The sequence below is a fragment of the Streptomyces sp. cg40 genome (genome assembly GCF_050320165.1).
In the GTDB taxonomy this organism is placed as follows: domain Bacteria; phylum Actinomycetota; class Actinomycetes; order Streptomycetales; family Streptomycetaceae; genus Streptomyces; species Streptomyces hokutonensis.
In genome coordinates, this window is sequence record NZ_CP190128.1 from 2,667,758 (window position 1) to 2,685,433 (window position 17,676).

General features: G+C 70.3%; 15 protein-coding genes. 6 read left to right on the forward strand and 9 right to left on the reverse strand.

All coding sequences use genetic code 11. From position 1 onward, the window contains the following. Positions 1-22: 22 nt before the first annotated feature. The 3 genes from ACQHII_RS11785 to ACQHII_RS11795 all read right to left on the reverse strand — a co-directional run bounded on the left by ACQHII_RS11785 (position 23) and on the right by ACQHII_RS11795 (position 3,281). A complete protein-coding gene (locus ACQHII_RS11785) occupies positions 23-1,330 on the reverse strand; it encodes an MFS transporter (protein ID WP_427919255.1) in 1,308 nt (435 codons plus the stop codon). After that, positions 1,327-1,935, reverse strand: a complete 609-nt coding sequence (locus ACQHII_RS11790) for an ArsR/SmtB family transcription factor (RefSeq protein WP_427919256.1) — start codon at positions 1,933-1,935, stop codon at positions 1,327-1,329. The genes ACQHII_RS11785 and ACQHII_RS11790 overlap by 4 nt, the downstream gene beginning before the upstream one ends. Before the next feature lie 65 nt (positions 1,936-2,000). After that, positions 2,001-3,281 (reverse strand): YhgE/Pip domain-containing protein, encoded by a 1,281-nt coding sequence (locus ACQHII_RS11795; RefSeq protein WP_427919257.1) that lies wholly within the window; start codon positions 3,279-3,281, stop codon positions 2,001-2,003. Between the two features lie 124 nt (positions 3,282-3,405). On the opposite strand from ACQHII_RS11795, the gene ACQHII_RS11800 reads away from it, so the two are divergent. The 3 genes from ACQHII_RS11800 (at position 3,406) to ACQHII_RS11810 (ending at position 6,297) form a co-directional block, all read left to right on the forward strand. Then, positions 3,406-3,987 (forward strand): TetR-like C-terminal domain-containing protein, encoded by a 582-nt coding sequence (locus ACQHII_RS11800; protein ID WP_427919258.1) that lies wholly within the window; start codon positions 3,406-3,408, stop codon positions 3,985-3,987. Positions 3,988-4,118: 131 nt separating this feature from the next. Further along, positions 4,119-5,549: a hypothetical protein gene (locus tag ACQHII_RS11805; RefSeq protein WP_427919259.1), complete on the forward strand. Its 1,431-nt coding sequence runs from the start codon at positions 4,119-4,121 to the stop codon at positions 5,547-5,549. Positions 5,550-5,571: 22 nt separating this feature from the next. Then, a complete protein-coding gene (locus tag ACQHII_RS11810; protein ID WP_427919260.1) occupies positions 5,572-6,297 on the forward strand; it encodes a hypothetical protein in 726 nt (241 codons plus the stop codon). Here ACQHII_RS11810 and ACQHII_RS11815 read toward each other — a convergent pair. Next, entirely contained in the window at positions 6,284-6,712 is a 429-nt protein-coding gene (locus ACQHII_RS11815; RefSeq protein WP_427925294.1) for an NUDIX hydrolase, read from the reverse strand. The two genes, ACQHII_RS11810 and ACQHII_RS11815, sit on opposite strands and share 14 nt — an antisense overlap. A gap of 170 nt (positions 6,713-6,882) precedes the next feature. Between ACQHII_RS11815 and ACQHII_RS11820 the strand changes: the two genes are divergently transcribed. Then, positions 6,883-8,448 (forward strand): hypothetical protein, encoded by a 1,566-nt coding sequence (locus ACQHII_RS11820; RefSeq protein ID WP_427919261.1) that lies wholly within the window; start codon positions 6,883-6,885, stop codon positions 8,446-8,448. On the opposite strand, the gene ACQHII_RS11825 is transcribed toward ACQHII_RS11820, so the two are convergent. Both ACQHII_RS11825 and ACQHII_RS11830 read right to left on the reverse strand, forming a co-directional pair. Then, positions 8,393-10,099, reverse strand: a complete 1,707-nt coding sequence (locus ACQHII_RS11825) for a DUF2264 domain-containing protein (RefSeq protein WP_427919262.1) — start codon at positions 10,097-10,099, stop codon at positions 8,393-8,395. The genes ACQHII_RS11820 and ACQHII_RS11825 overlap by 56 nt on opposite strands. Positions 10,100-10,214: 115 nt before the next feature. Beyond that, positions 10,215-11,258 (reverse strand): rhamnogalacturonan acetylesterase, encoded by a 1,044-nt coding sequence (locus ACQHII_RS11830; RefSeq protein ID WP_427919263.1) that lies wholly within the window; start codon positions 11,256-11,258, stop codon positions 10,215-10,217. A gap of 186 nt (positions 11,259-11,444) precedes the next feature. On the opposite strand from ACQHII_RS11830, the gene ACQHII_RS11835 reads away from it, so the two are divergent. Then, positions 11,445-13,124 carry a rhamnogalacturonan lyase B N-terminal domain-containing protein gene (locus ACQHII_RS11835; protein WP_427919264.1) on the forward strand — a complete coding sequence of 560 codons (1,680 nt, stop codon included), beginning with the start codon at positions 11,445-11,447 and terminating at the stop codon, positions 13,122-13,124. Positions 13,125-13,139: 15 nt separating this feature from the next. Here the strand turns inward: ACQHII_RS11835 and ACQHII_RS11840 are convergent. Next, positions 13,140-13,999, reverse strand: a protein-coding gene (locus ACQHII_RS11840) for an IS5 family transposase (protein WP_427925200.1) whose coding sequence is annotated in 2 segments (ribosomal slippage) — positions 13,140-13,654 and positions 13,654-13,999 — 861 coding nt in all. Because the reading frame shifts where the segments join, the coding sequence is not laid out codon by codon here. A gap of 65 nt (positions 14,000-14,064) precedes the next feature. Here ACQHII_RS11840 and ACQHII_RS11845 point away from each other — a divergent pair. Then, the gene (locus ACQHII_RS11845; protein WP_427919265.1) at positions 14,065-15,138 is read left to right on the forward strand and encodes a pectinesterase family protein; all 1,074 of its coding nucleotides are present in this window, start codon (positions 14,065-14,067) and stop codon (positions 15,136-15,138) included. 8 nt (positions 15,139-15,146) lie between these two features. Here ACQHII_RS11845 and ACQHII_RS11850 read toward each other — a convergent pair whose 3' ends face one another. After that, a complete protein-coding gene (locus ACQHII_RS11850; RefSeq protein WP_427919266.1) occupies positions 15,147-16,559 on the reverse strand; it encodes an RICIN domain-containing protein in 1,413 nt (470 codons plus the stop codon). 1 nt (position 16,560) lies between these two features. After that, entirely contained in the window at positions 16,561-17,631 is a 1,071-nt protein-coding gene (locus ACQHII_RS11855) for a glycoside hydrolase family 43 protein (RefSeq protein WP_427919267.1), read from the reverse strand. Between the last annotated feature and the right edge of the window lie 45 nt (positions 17,632-17,676).

Below are 17,676 nucleotides of genomic sequence, written 5' to 3' on the forward strand. Positions count from 1 at the left end.
CCCTAGGCAGGCCGGCGGCGAATCAGAAACGATATTCCTCCTGCGTGATCCCGGCCTCGGCGTCCGGGCTCTCCCCCAGCACCCGGGTCCCAGGTATCGGCGAGGGCAGCAGCCACAGCACGCACAGGGCGCCGCCGACGGCCGCGACGACGAGGGTCGCCCTGAGGCCGACCAGCGTGGCGAGCCCGCCTCCCGCCAGGGCGCCCAGCGGCCGTACGCCGTAGTTGACCGTGTTGTACGCCCCGGTCACCCGGCTCCGCAGCCCGTCCGGAACGACCGATGTCTGGAGCGAGTTGAGGTTGACGTCGAGGAGCATGACGCCGAAGGCGGAGAGGAACTCGGACGCGCCCAGGATGCCGAGGCGGGCCCAGGTCGGGCCGGTCGCCGCCGCGATGAGGGCGATGGGGGCCGGATACAGGACCGCCCCGATGACGATGCTGCGGCCCACGCCGATCCGGCGGGTGATCGCGGGAGCCGCCACAGCCCCGAGGAGGCCGCCCGTGGCACCCACTCCGAACGCCAACCCGATGGCCCCGGGCGACAGTTGGAGGACCCGGTCGGCGAACAGCACCACCAGGCCCGTGCTCGCCAGGAACGTGAAGAAGTTGACGGTCGTGGCGCAGAGGAGCCCGGCCCGCATGACGGGCTCGTGGATCACGAAGTCCAGGCCCTCTCGCGCCCGCCGCAGCAGCGAGGGGCCGGATGCCTGGGTGCTGTGCGCCGGTTCGTCGACGCGGGTGCGACCGACGAGGACCGCCGACGTGACGAACGACAGCGCGTCCGCGATCACCGCGACCGGTGCCGTCAGCGCCTGCACCAGACCGCCGCCGATCGCGGGGCCCGCGATGAAGGACACCGATCTGCTCGCGCTGAGCTTGCTGTTGGCGTCGACGTACGCCGTCTGCGGCACGAGATGCGCGAAGTAGGACGAGTAGGCCGTGTTGAACACGACCGCCGCCGCGCCGGTCAGCAGGGCCACCGCGTAGAGCTGGCCGAGCGTCACCGTGTCGAGCGCGTAGGCGATCGGGAGGGTGAGGAGTACCGCGGCGCGGAACAGGTCGGCGAGCACCATGAGTCGGCGCTTGCCGGGGCGGTGGTCGACCCATGCGCCCAGGAACAGGCCGAGGAGGTTCGGAGTCCAGACGAGGGCGGTCAGCCAGGCGACCTGGTTCGCGGAGGCGTGCAACGCACCGACTGCCAGGAGGGGCAGGGCCAGTTCGGAGACGCGGTCGCCCAGCTGGGAGACGGTCTGTCCGCACCAGAACCGTACGAAGCGGCTGTCCCGCCACAGCGAGCCGGGCGCGGGCCGAGGTGTCCATCGGCCCTTCACTCGGGTATGTCCGTCTCGCCGCTCTCGTTCCCGGCGCCCTCCGGCAGGGTGTACGTCAGCAGGCGGACGCCCCTGCCGTCGGGTGGCCGGCGATCCCGGTTGCGGGCGACGTACGGCGCGATCAGTTCCTCCATCGCGTCCTTCAGCGCGGCCAGTTCCTCCGCCGTCACCATGATCCGTGTGTCGGCCGCCCCGGCGAGCCGGCTCCACTCCGGTTCCAGGCCGGGTGCCGTCCCGGTGAGCCAGCGCAGGGGCACGTCCGCCCTGCGCGCGAACATCTCCCCGGCCAGTTCCTGCGCGGCCGACCAGCCCTCCTCGTCCTGTGCCGCCTCGAACCGGAAGCCCCGCGCCACCGCCGCCCAGCGCCGCTCCCGCCGGTCCGTCCCGCCCTCGGCGTCGTGGACCAGGCCGAAGCCGGCGAGATGGCGCAGATGCCAGCTGGTGACGGACGGGGTGGCGCCCACGTGCGGGGAGAGCCGGGAGGCGGTGGCGGGGCCGTGGCGCTGGAGGCGTTCGAGGATCGCGAGCCGTACGGGGTGCGCCAGTGCGCGCATCGCCTTCGGGTCGGAGATCTCCATGTCGCCGAAGCGGTTGCCGGATTCCATGATGTGAGAGTGTTCTCTCAGAGTGTCCGACAGTCAACTCCCGGATCCGGCCACGCAGTTGAGCCTCAGGCCATCGGCTGCGGCGTCAGGCGTCGGTGCCCCTTCCTGTCGTAGTACCGGACCATCGCGAAGCCGAAGAGCAGGCCGATGGCCGCCCCGACGCCGATCATGGTCCAGGCGCGGGTCAGGCCGGCGTCGCCGCGGGCGTCGAAGTAGAGGATCGCCCGTACTCCGTCGCTGAGTTGGCGCATGGGCTCGAAGTGGGAGAGGAAGCGGTAGAAGCCGGGGACGGCCTGGAGGGGGACGGTGGCGCCGGAGGACGGCAGGCCCAGGACGATGAACACGAACATGGAGACCAGTTGGCCGATCCCGCCGAACGCGGCGTTGATGGCCTGGACGCCGAGGCCGACGGCGAGGGCCGCGCAGTAGGAGTAGATCCACAGCAGCGGGATGTGGGTGGCGTCCATGCCGAGGATGCTGACGCTGGCGAGCATGATCAGGGAGACGCTGAGGAGGGTGATGCCGGCCGTCATGGCCATCTTCAGGAGCAGGGTCTGGGTGCGGTTGATCGGGACGGTGGGGCGGCGGGTGTGCCAGGGGCCGATCTCGTTGTCGGCGTAGCCGAGGGCGGTGTCGACGCCGTTGCTGATGACGTTGCCGCCCATGAAGCCGGCCAGGACCAGCAGCAGTGTGTAGTAGAAGGCGGTCAGGCCGATGCCGCTGTTGCTGCCGATGGGGTGGCCGACCTGGGTGACGACGGCGACCGGGTCGGCCAGCAGCAGTTTCTGCGTGGAGTCGGCCTTCGCGGCCGCCGCCGTGAGCTGTTTGCCGATGGTCAGGGAGGCCTGCTGGGCGGCGGTCGTCGAGATCTTGCTCGCGAGGGAGGAGCCGAGGCTGCCCTTGCCGGGGTTGGTGAGCACGGTGATCGTGGGGCGGGCGGTGGCGTTCGTGGTCGTCAGCGCGGCGACGGAGTCGGTGAAGCCGGCGGGGATGACCAGGGCGCCGTAGACCTTGCCGGAGTCGAGTTCCCGCTGGGCCTGGACTCTCGTGAGTTGTCTCCAGCCGGCCGCGCGGCTGCTGGTGTTCGTCACGATGGCGTGGGCGATCTGGGTGCCCAGGTTCTGCTGCTGCCCGGGGAGCGGGTTGCCCGTGTCGCTGTTGACGAGGGCGATGGGCAGGTCGTTCAGTTCGCGGTTGGGGTTGACGATGCCGCCCATGTAGAGGAGGGACAGCAGGAAAGCGAGCAGGCCGGTCAGCACGGTGGGGATGAGCCACAGCTTGGGGCGGCCGAGGAGTGCGGTGGCGCGGAGGCCGGTGGGGGCGGGGGTTCCGGAGTCGTCGTCCATGGTGGTCAAGTCTGGTGCCGGAGTGCCGTGGCGGCGGTGTGGAAACACGCGGGGCACCCCTCTTGTTACTGGCTATTGTCCTAGGGTCTCCAGTTGTCGCAGGTCAGAGGAGAGGTGGAGCACCGTGCCCCGTGCGGGACTCACCGTCGACCGGGTCGTGGCGGCGGCGGCCGACCTCGCCGACGAGGTCGGCTTCGAGAACGTCAGCCTGTCCGCGCTGGCCCGCGGCTTCGGCGTCAAGGACGCCAGCCTGTACTCGCACGTCAGGAACCTCCAGGACCTGCGCACCCGGGTCGCGTTCCTCGCGGGCGGGGAGATGGTCGACCGGATCGCCGTCGCGGTCGAGGGCCGCTCCGGCCGGGCCGCGCTGGGCGCGTTCGCCGACGCCTACCGGGCCTACGCCCTGGAGCACCCGGGCCGGTACGCGGCCACCCAGATCCGCGTCGACCAGACCCTGGTCGCCGCCTCCCCCGCCCTGCGCCGCACCGCCGAGCTCACCTACGGCCTGCTGCGCGCCTACGGCTTGGAGGAGCCCGATCTCACCGACGCCGTACGGCTGTTGCGCAGTACGTTCCACGGCTACTGCGCGCTGGAGTCCACCGGGGGCTTCGGCGCGCCGCGTGATGTGCGGCGGTCGTGGGAGCGGGCGGTGGACGCGTTGCATGTGGCTCTGACGCACTGGCCGCGGGAAGCCGCGGAGGGCTGACGGAGACGGTGGTTCCGGTCCACGCCCCAGGCGCATCGCTGACCACTTAGACTGGAAGCTTCGCGAATGCCACGTGCCACCCTGGGGGGAGGGAGCGCGACTTGTCTCAACAGCAGCTGGGACGTGGTCCCTTGAGAACGCCGGGAGCGGCGGGAGCGCCCGGTCCGGTGCCGTCCGGCGGGAGTCCACCGGCCAGGTTCGTGGGCTGGCTGGGCCGGTTCGGGTGCCTGGCCGCCGGATACGCGGTGTTCCAGTTCCTGTTCGAGGTGCTGCCCGACTCGATCGACGGGGCGCCAGCCAAGTATCTGATCGCCGGGCTGAGCGGCCTCGCCACGGCCGGGATGACCTGGCTCGCGGCGGCCCTGCTCCGCGCCCGCACGTCCGGCCCCGCACCGCTGACCGCCCCCGCTCCCCCGGCACCGGCCGCCCCCGGCCCACTGCCACAGGTGTTCGGTTCCGCCTACGACACCCTCGTCGCCCAGGTCGCCGAGGTCGACGACCCGGTGCGCGGCCGTCTCATCGGCTGGCCGCACTCCCTCCTGGAGCTGGACGGCCCCGCCCGGCCGACCTCGCTGGCCACGGCGTACGGACTGCACATCGTGCTGGACCTGGGCGTGCCGGACGGACGCCTGCACACCGGCGACCTCATCGACACGCTGTGGCGGCTGCGGTTGCAGGGCGGCGGCTGGTCGGCCCGCTCGCAGGGGGCGGTGGCCCGCCCTGAGGTCACCGCGATGGTGCTGGGCGCGCTGGCCCGGGCGGGGGCCTCCCGGGAGCGGCTGGCGGACGAGGTGGCCCGCTGCGAGGCCGGCTTCACGCCCGAACTCGACAGCACGGGGCGGGCGTTGACCCATGTCGTGACCACCGTGATGCGGGGGCTGCTGCGCGCGGCACCGGACGCGCCGATCCTTCCCGTGCTACGGGACGCCCTGGTCGACGGCGCCTTCCCCGACCCGCAGCGCCAGCACCGCCGCTGCTGGAGCCACCGGCTGTCGACGCTGCCGTGGCCCGCGCACCCGGACCGGCCCGTCGTCCGGCTCCCCGCCCAGCCCTCCGCGCTGCACACCGCGCAGGCCGTGGTCGCCCTGGACCGGGCGGCCCGGGTGCTGGGCGAGGGGCCGGTGGAGCGTGCGGCGCGCGAGGACGGGGTGCGCTGGCTGCTGGCCTGCCCGGCGACCGCGCACGACGCCTGCGCCGATCTGGCGAACCTGCGCGAGGAGGTGCGCCGCCACCATCCGGACGACTCCTCGCACCACGAGGTGCTGAACGTCCGCCATTTCACGGCGAGTTGGATCGTACGTGCGCTGCTCACCCCGGGCGCCCAGGAGATCGCCCGGGAGGACGGTCTGGAGGAGGCCTGGCAGGAGCGGCTGAACGGGGCGGCCGGCGCGGTGTGGGCGGCACAGACCGACGGGATCTGGTCCTGGAACCGCGACGGATCGATGTTCACGACGACGGAGGAACTGCGCCAGCCGATCTGGATGACCTACCAAGGGCTTTCGGCGCTGCGCGCACATGCCGTATGGATGTATCAGCCGGATACTCGAACGAGGCTGGTGTGAGGGCGAGTTGGGGAGCGAGTGCATGGGTGGTCGGCAGATTCTGGCGGCGCGACGGCTGCTGACCGAGGCGCTGGACGGCGATCTGTCCGACGACGGGACGGTGACCGCGGCCCGTGCCGTCATCGCCGAACTCGGCTCCGCCGACCGCCTGTTGGAGCTGGTGGCCGAACTCGCCTCCGGTGAGGGCGATCCCGAGCACTGCGCCGGGCTGTCGTACCGTCATGTACTGGGTTTCGACAAGCTGTTGCTGATCGACGGCGGTCCCCGGCACATGCTGCGCGCGCACCTCTGGCATCACGACTCGGCGGCGATCGGCGCGGAGGACATCCACAACCACCGCTCCCCGCTTGCCTCTTACGTGGTCCGCGGGCGGCTCGCGATGGAGCTGTACGAGGCGCGCGGCGACGGCGGGATCACGGCGGACCGTTACGAGGAGTCCCTCGCCGAGCGCAGTGCCGACTGGACGCTGCGGCCCACGGGACCGGCGCGGCTGCGGCTGACGCATGTGGGCCAGTACGCGGCGGGCAGCACCTACGCCCTCCCGGCGAACACCCTGCACCGGGCCTGGTGCGACACGGAGGCACCGACCGTGACGCTGTTCCTGGAGACGGGGGCCGAACGGCGGCGCCACACCGACGTGTTCACGGCCGCGGGCCCGCATCCGGGCGCAGTGGCGAAGGTGCCGCTCGATGTGAAGGACTACCTGGGCGCGTTGAACGCCTTGGCGGAGTCGCTCAGAAGTTCGTGAGGGCCTGGCGTACGACGTCCAGGTTGTACGCGTCGATGTCGAGGCCGGAGTCCGTGCCGGTCAGCTCGGACGGCGCGATCCAGATGTACGCCTGGTCGGGCTCGGGGAGAGTGATGTCCCGGCTCAGTGGCCTGACCAGGAAGTTGTCCTGCCAGTTCTTGGTCTCGCGGCCCTGGTACTCGCTGACGAACGACGACTCGCCGATCCTGCGGACGATCTCGCCGAGGAGCCCGGTCTCTTCCTTCAGCTCGCGCAGCGCGCCGTCCTCGGGCTGCTCGCCCGGCTCCAGCTTCCCGCAGGGCACGCCCCACACCCGGGGCAGGAATCGCTCGGTCGCGCTGCGGCGCACCAGAAGTACGCGCCCGTCGTCGTCCATCACGACGGCAGCCGCCAGCCGCTTGTCGCCGGGGTCCATGGTCATGGTTCCTCGGTCCCTCGCCGGAGATGAGTCCAAAGGGTCTGATACCCAGGAAAGCATCCAACGTACCAGGATCGGCCCGCCCGGGCTGTGGAGCCGGTCTCACCTCCAGAACATTGCGCTCGGCACCGCGGCAACCTCCTTCGCGCGGGCGGCGACTTGGGGGCATGACCAACGCAAGACGCACCACTTCACACCGTCACCGCGACCCCCGCCGCATCGCCCGCAAGCCGCTCGCGGGCTCACTTGCCGTCGCGGCCCTGCTGGGCGGCGCGTGGTACGCGACCGCGGCGACGGACAGCGGCGGAAGCGGCAGCTCGACCGCAGCCGGGGCGACCACGTCCCCGTCCACCGGCGCCGACGGCTCCGCGTCCGCCTCGCCCACGGCGACCACGGCCGCCTCCTCCGCGAAGTCCACCTCGACAACCACCCCGAAGGCGGTCGCGAAGACCCCGGCCGCCGCCGCCAAGACCGTGACCGGCACGCTCACCCCGACCAGCACCACGGTGGCGCTCGCCGCCAAGTTCCCCTATCTGACGGCCGGTTACAACAACATCCGCCAGTGGACCCGTACGACGACGGCGGTGGCCCCGAACGGCACCCTGCGCGTGGCCTGGCCGGCCGCCGACGGAGTCCATGTCACCCCGCTGAACGCCGCCGGAGTGCGCTCGGGCGCCGACACGGTCGTCAAGGGCGCCAAGGAGGTCGGCGGCCTGGTCGCGCACAACGACGGGTTCGCGCTGCTCACCCGGGTGGCCGACACCAACAAGTGGAAGGAGACGGCCGCCGCGATCATCCGCTACACGAACGGCAAGCAGACCTTCCGTACCAAGCTCACGGGCACCGCCTCGAACGACACCTCCCCGGGTCTCGACGGCCAACTCGTCTGGAACGGCACCAAGTACGGCGCGTACTTCGTCGTGCACGGCGCGGGCGGCTTCGCGGACGGCCACTTCGGCGACAAGTTGGCGTACATCAGCGCCAAGGGCGCGAAGCTGAGCGGTGGTTGGAGCTGGGGTTGCAGCCACAACGAGGGCATCGCGCTGCACGCCGAGACCACCGGCGCCTTCACCTCGCTCTGCTTCGACGACTGGCGTTCGGGCCTGTTCGTCTCCACCGGGATCGGCGCCCCGGACGTGGCGCCGGTCGTACAGCGCGAGCAGTGCTGGGCAGGGTACTGCGGTGGTACCTTCCCCGGCCGCACGGGTGACCTCGTGAAGTCGGCGAGCGGACGGTACGCCACGGCCTTCGCCTCCCGCGGCGCCGCCTCGGCCAAGAAGAACTCCGCCGACTCCAGCGGACGCGGCTGGACGGTCACCCCGAGGACGAGCACCCACCAGGTCGCCGTCGCCTTCATGGCGAACCGCAACTCCGGCCCCGGCAAGGCGGTTTACCTCACGAGCGCGGCCGGCACCGAGAACGTCAACGTGCACATCGCGCCGTACGGCAAGGACCGTCTCCTGGTCTCCTGGGAGTCCCTGAAGGGCGCCAAGTGCGCGGCCGGCACCTGCACCGGCACCTTCACGGGCACACACCTGCGGCTCATCGACTGGAACGGCAAGTTCCAGAGCGCGGACAAGGTGGTGAGCACCAGGATCACCGGTGACATCGCGGTCCTCAAGAACGGCACGCTGACCTGGGCGTACGCACCGGTCACCCCGACCTACGCGACCCCGCTCAACGGGGCTTCACCGACCGCGACGAGCCTGCGGATAGCCCGGTTGACTCCGTGAACCGGTAGTTCGTCCGCCGGCCGCCGGCCCACTGGACAAAGACGCCGTGATCCCCGTCGACCTCCACGGACACCAGTTCCGCGAGGGGACGGGGGTCCGGCTCCGCGGTGAGCCGGACCAGGGCGACGAACAGGGTGGGCCCGTCGCCCACGACACCCTCACCGCCCAACAGGCCGTGCAGGGAGACGAGTTCGGCGTGCTGTCCGTCCTCCGCCGACCAGCCCGTGACCCGCACCGGCGTGCCCGCAGCCGCGCCGGCCACCAGATGCGCCCGCACCTCCACCGCGCCCTCGGCCATCACCACGCTGGTCACCCGCGCCCCGGCAGCCGCCGTGTGCCGGGAGGCCGCCAGTCCCTCCCCCACCCCCAACGGCACAATCTCCGTACGGCTCGGATCGCCGCCCACGAACACGCTGTTGTCGTACGACGGCGACGGCGTCGTGGCCGTGGAGTAGGCGAGGCGCGTGTAGTACGGGTCGTAGCGGACGTCCTCGCTGCCGTGGTTGTGGAGGCGCACCAGGCCGTCCGAACTGGTCGACTGGAGAAGCCAGTTGGCGGGCGCGATCGCCGTGGTCACGTCCGCGCGTTCCGCCGGGCCCGGTTCCTCTGCGGCCGTCCACACCTCGTGGTCCGGCGGGAGGAGCAGGCCGAGAAAGCCCTTGCTGGCCCAGTACGGGGACGCGGGGCCCGAATAGCCTTGCAGGACGGCCTCGTCGGGGCCGTGCCACCCGAGGGTCAGCAGACCGTGGTCGTCGACCGCGCCCCGGTCGAGGAAGTAGCGGAGCGCCCCGGAGGCCAGCCGTCGTGTCTCCCCCGGCGCCAGTGGCGTACGGCCCGTCAGCGCGCCAAGCCACAGCGGAGCCGTCGTCGCGAAGCGGTACGTCAGTGAGCGGCCCTGGTGCATCGGGGCGCCGTCGCCGCCGAACAGGCGGGCGTAGTCGGCGAGATGGCGTTCCAGACGGGTGCCGTAGAGGTCGAGGAGCCGGGGGTCGTCGGCGAGCCAGGCGTGCAGGACCGGGTAGAGGTGCATGGCCCAGCCGTTGTAGTAGTCGAACTTGCGGCCGTCGCCGTCGGTGTACCAGCCGTCGCCGACGTACCACTGCTCGATGCGTTCCAGGCCGTGGTCGATGGCCTTGCGGGAGGCCTCGGGTTCGTGGCCGATCTCCTGGAGGAAGCCGCCGACCGTGACGGGGAACAACTCCCAGTTGCAGGGCCAGGGTCGGGCGGTGAGGGCGTCGGTGAGCCAGGCCGCGGCGCGCTGCCGTACGGGCTCGTCGAGGCGGTCCCAGAGGAGGGGGCGGGTCAGGCGCAGGGCGAGGGCGATCGAGGCGGCCTCCACCAGGGGCTGGCCGCGGTCCTCGATGCGGGGCCAGACGCCCGCGACGCCCGCCGCGAGTCCGTCGGCGTACCGCTCCAGTGCCGTCTCGTCGCGGCGGAAGGCGGCCAGCAGCAGGGTGCGGGCGTAGCCCTCCAGGCCGTCGGAGAGCCTGCCGGACCAACTGGTGTGCGTGCCGGGGAGGTGGTAGAGCGCGCGGTCCTCCGTGGCGTAGGGCTCCACTGCGGCGAGGAGGGCTTCGGCGGCCGTCTCCCAGTGGGCCCGGGTGTAGCCGGTGCGGGGGCTCGACTCACGGTCGTCGGCGGGCAGTTGCATCGGCTCACTCTCACGGGCGACGGGGGGCGACAGGTACGGCGGGTGGAGCCTGGGGCGCCCCGGTTCCGGTCGGAACGCCCCAGGGGTCTTTCGGGTCTCGACCCACCCGCGGGTCTCACCCCACCCGTACCCGGTCCCCCGGCAGCAGATGCCCGGCGACGAGTGCGTCGCGGACCAGGCCCGCGTACACCGTGGCACCGTGCACGGAGGTGTGCGTGTTGTCCTTCTTCTCGTTGTAGAGATAGATCGCCTTGGAGCCTTCCACTCCCAGCGACTCCACCAGCGCCTTGGTCTGCGCCGTGAGATCGATCAGCGTTACCCCCTCGGCGGCGGCGACCGAGCGGATGACGCCCGGCAGGTCGACGCCGAGTCCGTTCACCAGCAGTGCTGTCCCGTTGTTCAGTGTGCCGTCGGCATTGAACCAGCGTCGGACGATCGGTGTCACCAGAACCGGACGACCGCCCCTCTCCCGGATACCCGCTACGAGGGTTTCCAAGTTCGCGCGGTACGTCGCCTCGTCGGTCGTCTTGTCGTTGTGCGCGAGCTGGACCAGGACGAGGTCACCGGGGTTGATCAGCGGCTGAACCGTCCCCCAGAGCAAGGGATTCGCCAGATAGGTGACCGTACTCTCCCCGGAATCGGCGTAGTTGGCGACGGAGACGCCCTTGCGCAGGAACTGCGGGAGCTGTTGGCCCCAGCCCGAATACGGGTCGCCCGGTTGGTCGCAGACCGTGGAATCGCCGATCAGGAAGATCTGGCGGGGGTGGCGGGCGGGGGTCACGCGGATGCCGGCGAGGGCGGGCGCGGTGCCGCCGAGGGTGAGGTCGAGGCCGGGGGTGCCGTCGGGGCCGGTGGGTTCGCCCTCGGGGGTGCGGACGTTCACGGTGAAGCTGCGGGTCACGGTCCGCCCGGCGGCGGTGGCCGTCTCGGGGAGCAGGGAGCGTCTGGTCTCGCCGGTGACGGCCGTGCTCGCCGCGCTCTCGCCGCCGAGGCGGACCGTGACGTCGTAGGTGCCGGGCGGGACGTCGAAGTGGCAGGCCGTGGCAGTGCAGTTGGCGATGCCGAGCGGGGGCGTGCGGTCGTGGGCCTGTGCGGGTGCGGCCGACAGGGCGGTGCTCAGGGTCACCGCGGCCAGCAGCGCGATGTTGAAACGTCTCATCCGTGGCTCCTCCGTGCGACGACAGGGCCTGGCGGTGGACCGTACCGCTCCGGACAAGCGCTTTCTAGACCTGTGCCGAATTTCGCATCATCGCCAACTCCTGAGCTGTGAAAGCCCTTTCGCGAAATCGATTCAACTGTCACCCTCCAAAGCACCCGCACCCCACCTCCCGAAGGAGGCACCCCCATGTCCGGTTCCGTGAACAGACCGGTCCGTCGCCGCACCTTCGTCCTCGGCACGGCGGCCGCGGCCAGTACGGCGGCGCTCGTCGGGCCGCTCGCCGAGACAGCCTCGGCCGCGAGTTTCGGCTACACCGACGACGGCTCGAACTACGTCGTCGACACCGGCGCCAGCCTCGTCTTCAAGGTCAGCAAGACGAACGGCGACCTGACCTCACTCGTCTACAAGGGCACCGAGTACCAGGGCTACGGAGGCAAGAACTCGCACGTCGAGTCCGGCCTCGGCACCTCCACCGTGACCATCGCCCAGTCCGGCACGACGATCCTGATCTCCGTCGCGTATGGCACGCTGAAGCACTACTACGCGGCCCGCAGCGGCGAGAACAACATCTACCTGTGGACCAACAAGGCCGACGACTCCGTCAGCGCGACCCGCTACATCGTGCGCGTGAAGGCCGGTCTGTTCCTCAACGACGAGCCGGATTCCTACACCTACGCGCCCACCACCATCGAGTCCGCCGACATCTTCGAGAAGTCCGACGGCCAGACCCGCTCCAAGCACTACTCGAAGAAGCGGGTCGCCGACTACGACTACATCGGCTGGACCACCGGCAGCGTCGGCCTGTGGGTCGTGCGCAGCAACCACGAGAAGGCGTCCGGCGGCCCGTTCTACCGTTCCCTGCTGCGCCACCAGAGCGCGGACGGCGGCGGGTTGTACGAGATCCTGTACTACGGCGAGAACCAGACGGAGGCGCAGCGCTTCGGTCTCCAGGGGCCGTACGTCATCGCGTTCACGGACGGCGGCGCGCCTTCCTCGGCGCTGTACCACGCCAACCTCACGACCTCGTGGGCCGATTCGCTCGGCATCTCCGGGTACGTGGCTTCCGGCAGCCGGGGCCGGGTGGCGGGCGTCGGCATCACCGGGCGGGACACGGCGTACGCGTACACCGTCGGGCTCGCCAACTCGGCGGCGCAGTACTGGGGTTCGGCGCGGGCGTCGGACGGCTACTTCTCCATCACGGCAGTGCTGCCGGGAACGTACACGCTGACCGTCTTCAAGGGTGAACTCGCCGTCTACACCGGGTCGGTGGCGGTCACGGCGGGCGGCACGACGACGCTGAACAGCATCGCGATCCCGGCCTCGAACGACCCGTCCAACGCGAGCGCGATCTGGCGGATCGGCAACTGGGACGGCACGCCCGGCGGGTTCAAGAACGCGGACCTGATGACGTACGCGCATCCGTCGGACGTGCGGGCGGCCTCCTGGACCGGCAATGTCGTCGTCGGCAGCGGGACGGAGACCTCGGCGTTCCCCTGCTACCTGTGGAAGGACGTCAACAGCGGCATCATCGTGTACTTCAAGCTGACGGCCGCCCAGATCGCCGCCGCGCACACGCTGCGCATCGGCGTGACGACGGCCTACGCGAACGGCCGGCCGCAGGTCGTCGTCAACGACACCTGGACCTCGGCCGTCCCGTCGCCGCCCACGCAGCCGAGCACGCGGTCACTGACCGTGGGGTCGTACCGGGGCAACAACTACACGTTCACGTACAGCGTTCCGGCGTCCGCCTGGCTGACGGACACGAGCGCGTACAACACGCTGAAGATCTATGTGGCGAGCGGGTCGGGATCGACGGCCTATCTGAGCGCGGGCACGTCCGTCGACGCGATCGACCTTCTCGCCTAGGGCGTTTCTTGTGGATCAGCGTGCGGACCAGATGAAGATGCCCGCGATGTGCAGTGCGGCAAGGTAGACGGTGGCGGTCTTGTCGTATCGAGTGGCAAGGCCGCGCCACTGCTTGAGCTTGTTGATGCACCGCTCGACAGTGTTGCGCTGCCGGTAGGCGGTCTTGTCGAAGGCGGGTGGCCTGCCGCCGGACCGGCCCCGCCGCCTGCGCTTGGCGATCTGGTCGGCAGGCTGCGGGATGACGGCCCGGATGCCGCGGCGGCGCAGGTGGGTGCGGATGGCCCGGGAGGAATACGCCTTGTCCGCCAGGACTGTCTCCGGGGTGGTCCGGGGCCGTCCGACCGGCCGGGCCACCCTCAAGCGGGCCATGACCTCAGTGAATGCGGGTGCATCACCCGCCTGTCCCGGTGTGAGGCAGAAGGCCAGGGGGCGGCAACGTCCGTCGGCAACCAGATGGATCTTGGTGGTCAGTCCGCCGCGGGAGCGACCGAGGGCATGGTCGTGCGGCTCGCCGGCCGGGGCCCCTTTTGACGGGCCCCGGCGGCGTGCTGGTGGGCGCGGACGATGGTGGAATCGACGGCGACGACCCAGTCGAGGTCGCCTTCGGAGTCGGCCTGGGCCAGCAGCGCGGCGAAGACCTTCTCCCAGGTGCCGTCGGCCGCCCACTTCCGTAGCCGGTTGTGGACGCCCTTCCAGGAGCCGAACTCCTCGGGCAGGTCCATCCACGGGCAGCCGGTGCGGTACTTGAAGGCGATCGCGTCGATCACCTGCCGATGATCCCGCCACCGCCCACCCCGCCTCGGTGCCCGATCGGGTAACAGCGGCTCGATCCGGGCCCACTGGGCGTCAGTCAACGACACACCCAGACCAACGATCAGATGATCCGAAGGAAACGCCCTAGGGGCGGCAACTTCCGTGCGGGGGACGGCGACTTGTAGGCATGACTGAGCCGAACACGCACCGCCGCTCCCCCGCCCGGCGTCGGGCCGCCGCCATGGCGACCGGTACCGCGGCCGCCCTCGGGCTGGTCGCGGTGTCGCTGGTGACCCAGGCGCGGGCCGCCACCGTCATCACCGTCGCCAAGGACGGTTCGGGCCGCTTCACGACCGTGCAGGCCGCCGTGAACGCGGCGGCGGCCGGCGACACGATCTCCGTGGCGAAGGGCACGTACGCCGAGATCGTCAACGTCCCCTCCGGGAAGACGGGGTTGACCATCCAGGGCGCCACCGGCAACGCCGAGGACGTCGTCATCACCTACGACCGGGCCGCCGGTTACACCGACGCCGGCGGCAACAAGTACGGCACGCTGGGGAGTTCGGTGGCGACGTTCTCGGCGAGCGGTCTCACCGTCACCGGGATCACCGTCCAGAACACCTTCGACAAGGCGGCCCACCCCGACATCACGGACACCCAGGCCGTCGCGGTCACCGCGCAGGGCGACCGGCAGACCTTCACCAACGACCGGTTCATCAGCCGCCAGGACACGGTCCTCAACTGGTCGCCGTCGCCGACCGGTCAGTACCGGCAGTACTTCTACTCGTCGTTCATATCGGGCGACGTGGACTTCATCTTCGGCAACGCCACCGCCGTCTACGACCGGGTCAACATCCAGCTGCGCAACTCGGGCGCGGCGGCGGGTGGTCTCAACGGCTTCCTGTCGGCGCCCAACACCAGCTCCGCGAAGACGTACGGCATCCTCGTCACCGGCAGTTCGGTGACGAGTTCTGCGGCGGCCAACACGTACTACCTGGGCCGCCCTTGGCACCCGACCGCGGACGCGGTAGGCCAACTGGTCGTCCGCCAAACCTCGTTGCCCGCCGCCGTGAAGGTCGCCGGGCCCTGGACGGACATGAGCGGGTACTCCTGGAAGAACGCCCGCTTCTTCGAGTACAAGAACACGGGCGCGGGCGCCACGGTGAACTCCAACCGCCCGCAGCTCACCGACTCCCAGGCCGCGAACTACACGGCCCAGAAGTACCTGGCGGGCACGGACGGTTGGAATCCGGTCCGGTAACGGAGCTGTCAACTGCCGCGCGTCCACTGCTGGTTGGTCGCCCCGCTGCACGCGTACGTGATGATCGCGGCGGAGTTGGCGGTGGACGCGCCGGACACGTCCAGGCACTCGCCGCTCGCCGCGGCCTTGACGAGGACGTAACTGCCGGACGTGGTCAGGCTCCACTGCTGGGTGGTGGCGCCGGTGCAGTTCTCCTGGGTGACGTTGGCCGCGTTCTCCTGGAGGCACAACGAGCTGCCCCGGCCCATGAGTTCGTAGTAGCCGGTGCCGAGGTCCTTGAACCACCACTTCTGGTTGGTGCCGCTGTTGCAGGTGTACTGGCTGATCGCCACGCCCTGCCACAGGGACTGGTTGGGGACGTCCGCGCACTTGCTGCTGTTGCGGGCGATGAGGGTGTTGTACGTCGCGCTCGTCCCGGTGATCGTGCCGGCGGCCGTGTCGATCGACACCTCCGGGTACCAGGACGCCATGGACATCGTGGTGGTGGTCGGGAAGGTCAACGGCAGCCAGACGTAACGGGAGTCGTTGACGGTGCCGCCGAAGGAGTTGCCCCAGCGGTCTCCCATGTAGAGATAGGACGTGCCCGAAGTCCCCGTGACCGGGAGGACGTAGGCCGTCTGCGAGTTGTACGCCGTGGAGTCGCCGACGTTCGTGAAGGCCGTCCAGGGACCCGTGATGCTGGTGGCGGTGGCGTACTGCTGCTGGTTGGCGCTCCAGCCGGTGGCGCCCGAAGTCAGCATGAAGTAGACGCCGTTGCGCTTGAAGAGGGCCGGTGCCTCGCGGTGTCCGCCGACCCACGGGTTGGCGACCAGGCTGTCGATGGCGGTGTAGTCGGCGGTGAGCTTGTAGATGTGCAGGTCGTAGTTCTCGTTGGCGGCGGAGACCATGTAGGCGGTGCCGTCGGTGTCGACGAACGTCGTGATGTCCCGGGACATGTTGTCGCCGAGCGGCTGGAAGCTGCCCTGGTAGGTGTAACTGCCGTCCACGGTCGAGGAGACGGCGACCGCGGCCTTGGCCTCGCTGTAGTCGACGCCGTTCTCCTTGTGCATCCACATCACGAACTGGCCGGTGGACGCGTTGTAGATGACCTTCGGACGCTCGATGTAGGCGGTGGCCAGCTCGGAGGCGCTGGACTGGGTCAGGACGTGGTTACGGAACTCCCAGTTCTTCAGGTCGGTGGAGCGGTAGGCGTCCACGTACCTGAAGGTGTTGTCGGCGTTGCGGTCCTCGCCGAACCAGTAGTAGTAGCTGCCGACCTTGATCACCCCGCCGCCGTGCGCGTGCAGGGCGTTGCCCGAAGTGTCCGTGAACTGAACGCCGTTGGTGATGGTCTGGGCCGCGGCCTGGGCCGGGCCCGCCGTCACCAGACCGGCGGCGAGGGCGCAGACCAGGGCGAGCAGGATGGCGTACGCACGTCTCATCTCACACACTCTCCTTCACGGTGTCGGCCACGGGGACGCCGAAGTCGGGGGTGCCGTCGGGGTGCCAGCCGAGGAGCTGGACCCGGGTGTGGCGGTTGGGGTCGTTCAGGGGGTCGCCGGTGATCTCCTTGTACTGGCGCGCGTGGTAGACGAGGACGTCGCCGCGGCCGTCCTCGGCGACCGTGAAGCAGTTGTGGCCGGGGCCGTACTGCCCGGTGGTGTCGTTGCTGGTGAAGACGGGGGTCGGCGACTTGGACCAGTTCGCCGGGTCCATGAGGTCGGCGTTCGCGTCGACGGTCAGCAGGCCCATGCAGTAGTGCCAGTCGGTGGCGCTGGCCGAGTAGGAGAGGAAGAGGCGGCCGTTGCGGGCGATGACGGCCGGGCCCTCGTTGACCTTGTAGCCGATGGTCTCCCAGTCGTACTCCGGTGTGGACAGGCGTATTTGAGGGCCCGTCAGGGTCCACGGGTTCGCCATCCGCGACAGCCACAGGGCGGTGTTGTTGTCCATGCCGGGCTCGTGCTGGGCCCAGGCGAGATAACGGGTGCCCCGGTGGGTGAAGGTGGTGGCGTCCAGGGAGAAGGTCTCCCAGGCGGTCCTGACCTGGCCCTTCTCCTCCCAAGTGCCCTGGAAGGGGTCGGGGTTGGCGTTCTCCAGGACCCAGATGCGGATGTCCCAGACGCTCTCGGCGGGCGCCGAGGCGAAGTAGACGTACCACTTGCCGCCGATGCGATGGATCTCCGGCGCCCAGATGTGGGCGCCCATCGCGCCGGTCGCGTGCTTGGTCCAGATCACCGACTCGGCAGCGGCGGCAAGGCCGTTGAGAGAGCGGGAGCGGCGTAGGACGATGCGGTCGTACTCGGGGACGGTGGCGGTGAAGTAGTAGTGGCCGTCGGTGTGCCGGTGGATGTACGGGTCGGCACGCTGGCGGACGAGCGGGTTCACGAACGGGGCTGCTTTCGGGGACGCGACAGCCGGGGCCGGGGTGACGGCCAGGGCGCCCGCGGCCAGAGCGGCTCCCTTCAGCATCAGCCTCCGGCTGGGGGCATGGGGCAGTTCGTCGTTGCGGCTCATACAACTGCCTCTCGGAAACGTTCGAGGTTGCGAACACAATCTGTC

What these genes read in the sequence shown, in the direction of transcription:
- ACQHII_RS11790 (WP_427919256.1), bottom strand. Translation starts at nt 1,935, where the DNA reads ATGGAATCCGGCAACCGCTTCGGCGACATGGAGATCTCCGACCCGAAG.
- ACQHII_RS11795 (WP_427919257.1), bottom strand. Translation starts at nt 3,281, where the DNA reads ATGGACGACGACTCCGGAACCCCCGCCCCCACCGGCCTCCGCGCCACC.
- ACQHII_RS11810 (WP_427919260.1), top strand. Translation starts at nt 5,572, where the DNA reads ATGGGTGGTCGGCAGATTCTGGCGGCGCGACGGCTGCTGACCGAGGCG.
- ACQHII_RS11815 (WP_427925294.1), bottom strand. Translation starts at nt 6,712, where the DNA reads ATGGACCCCGGCGACAAGCGGCTGGCGGCTGCCGTCGTGATGGACGAC.
- ACQHII_RS11820 (WP_427919261.1), top strand. Translation starts at nt 6,883, where the DNA reads ATGACCAACGCAAGACGCACCACTTCACACCGTCACCGCGACCCCCGC.
- ACQHII_RS11825 (WP_427919262.1), bottom strand. Translation starts at nt 10,099, where the DNA reads ATGCAACTGCCCGCCGACGACCGTGAGTCGAGCCCCCGCACCGGCTAC.
- ACQHII_RS11830 (WP_427919263.1), bottom strand. Translation starts at nt 11,258, where the DNA reads ATGAGACGTTTCAACATCGCGCTGCTGGCCGCGGTGACCCTGAGCACC.
- ACQHII_RS11835 (WP_427919264.1), top strand. Translation starts at nt 11,445, where the DNA reads ATGTCCGGTTCCGTGAACAGACCGGTCCGTCGCCGCACCTTCGTCCTC.
- ACQHII_RS11845 (WP_427919265.1), top strand. Translation starts at nt 14,065, where the DNA reads ATGACTGAGCCGAACACGCACCGCCGCTCCCCCGCCCGGCGTCGGGCC.
- ACQHII_RS11850 (WP_427919266.1), bottom strand. Translation starts at nt 16,559, where the DNA reads ATGAGACGTGCGTACGCCATCCTGCTCGCCCTGGTCTGCGCCCTCGCC.
- ACQHII_RS11855 (WP_427919267.1), bottom strand. Translation starts at nt 17,631, where the DNA reads ATGAGCCGCAACGACGAACTGCCCCATGCCCCCAGCCGGAGGCTGATG.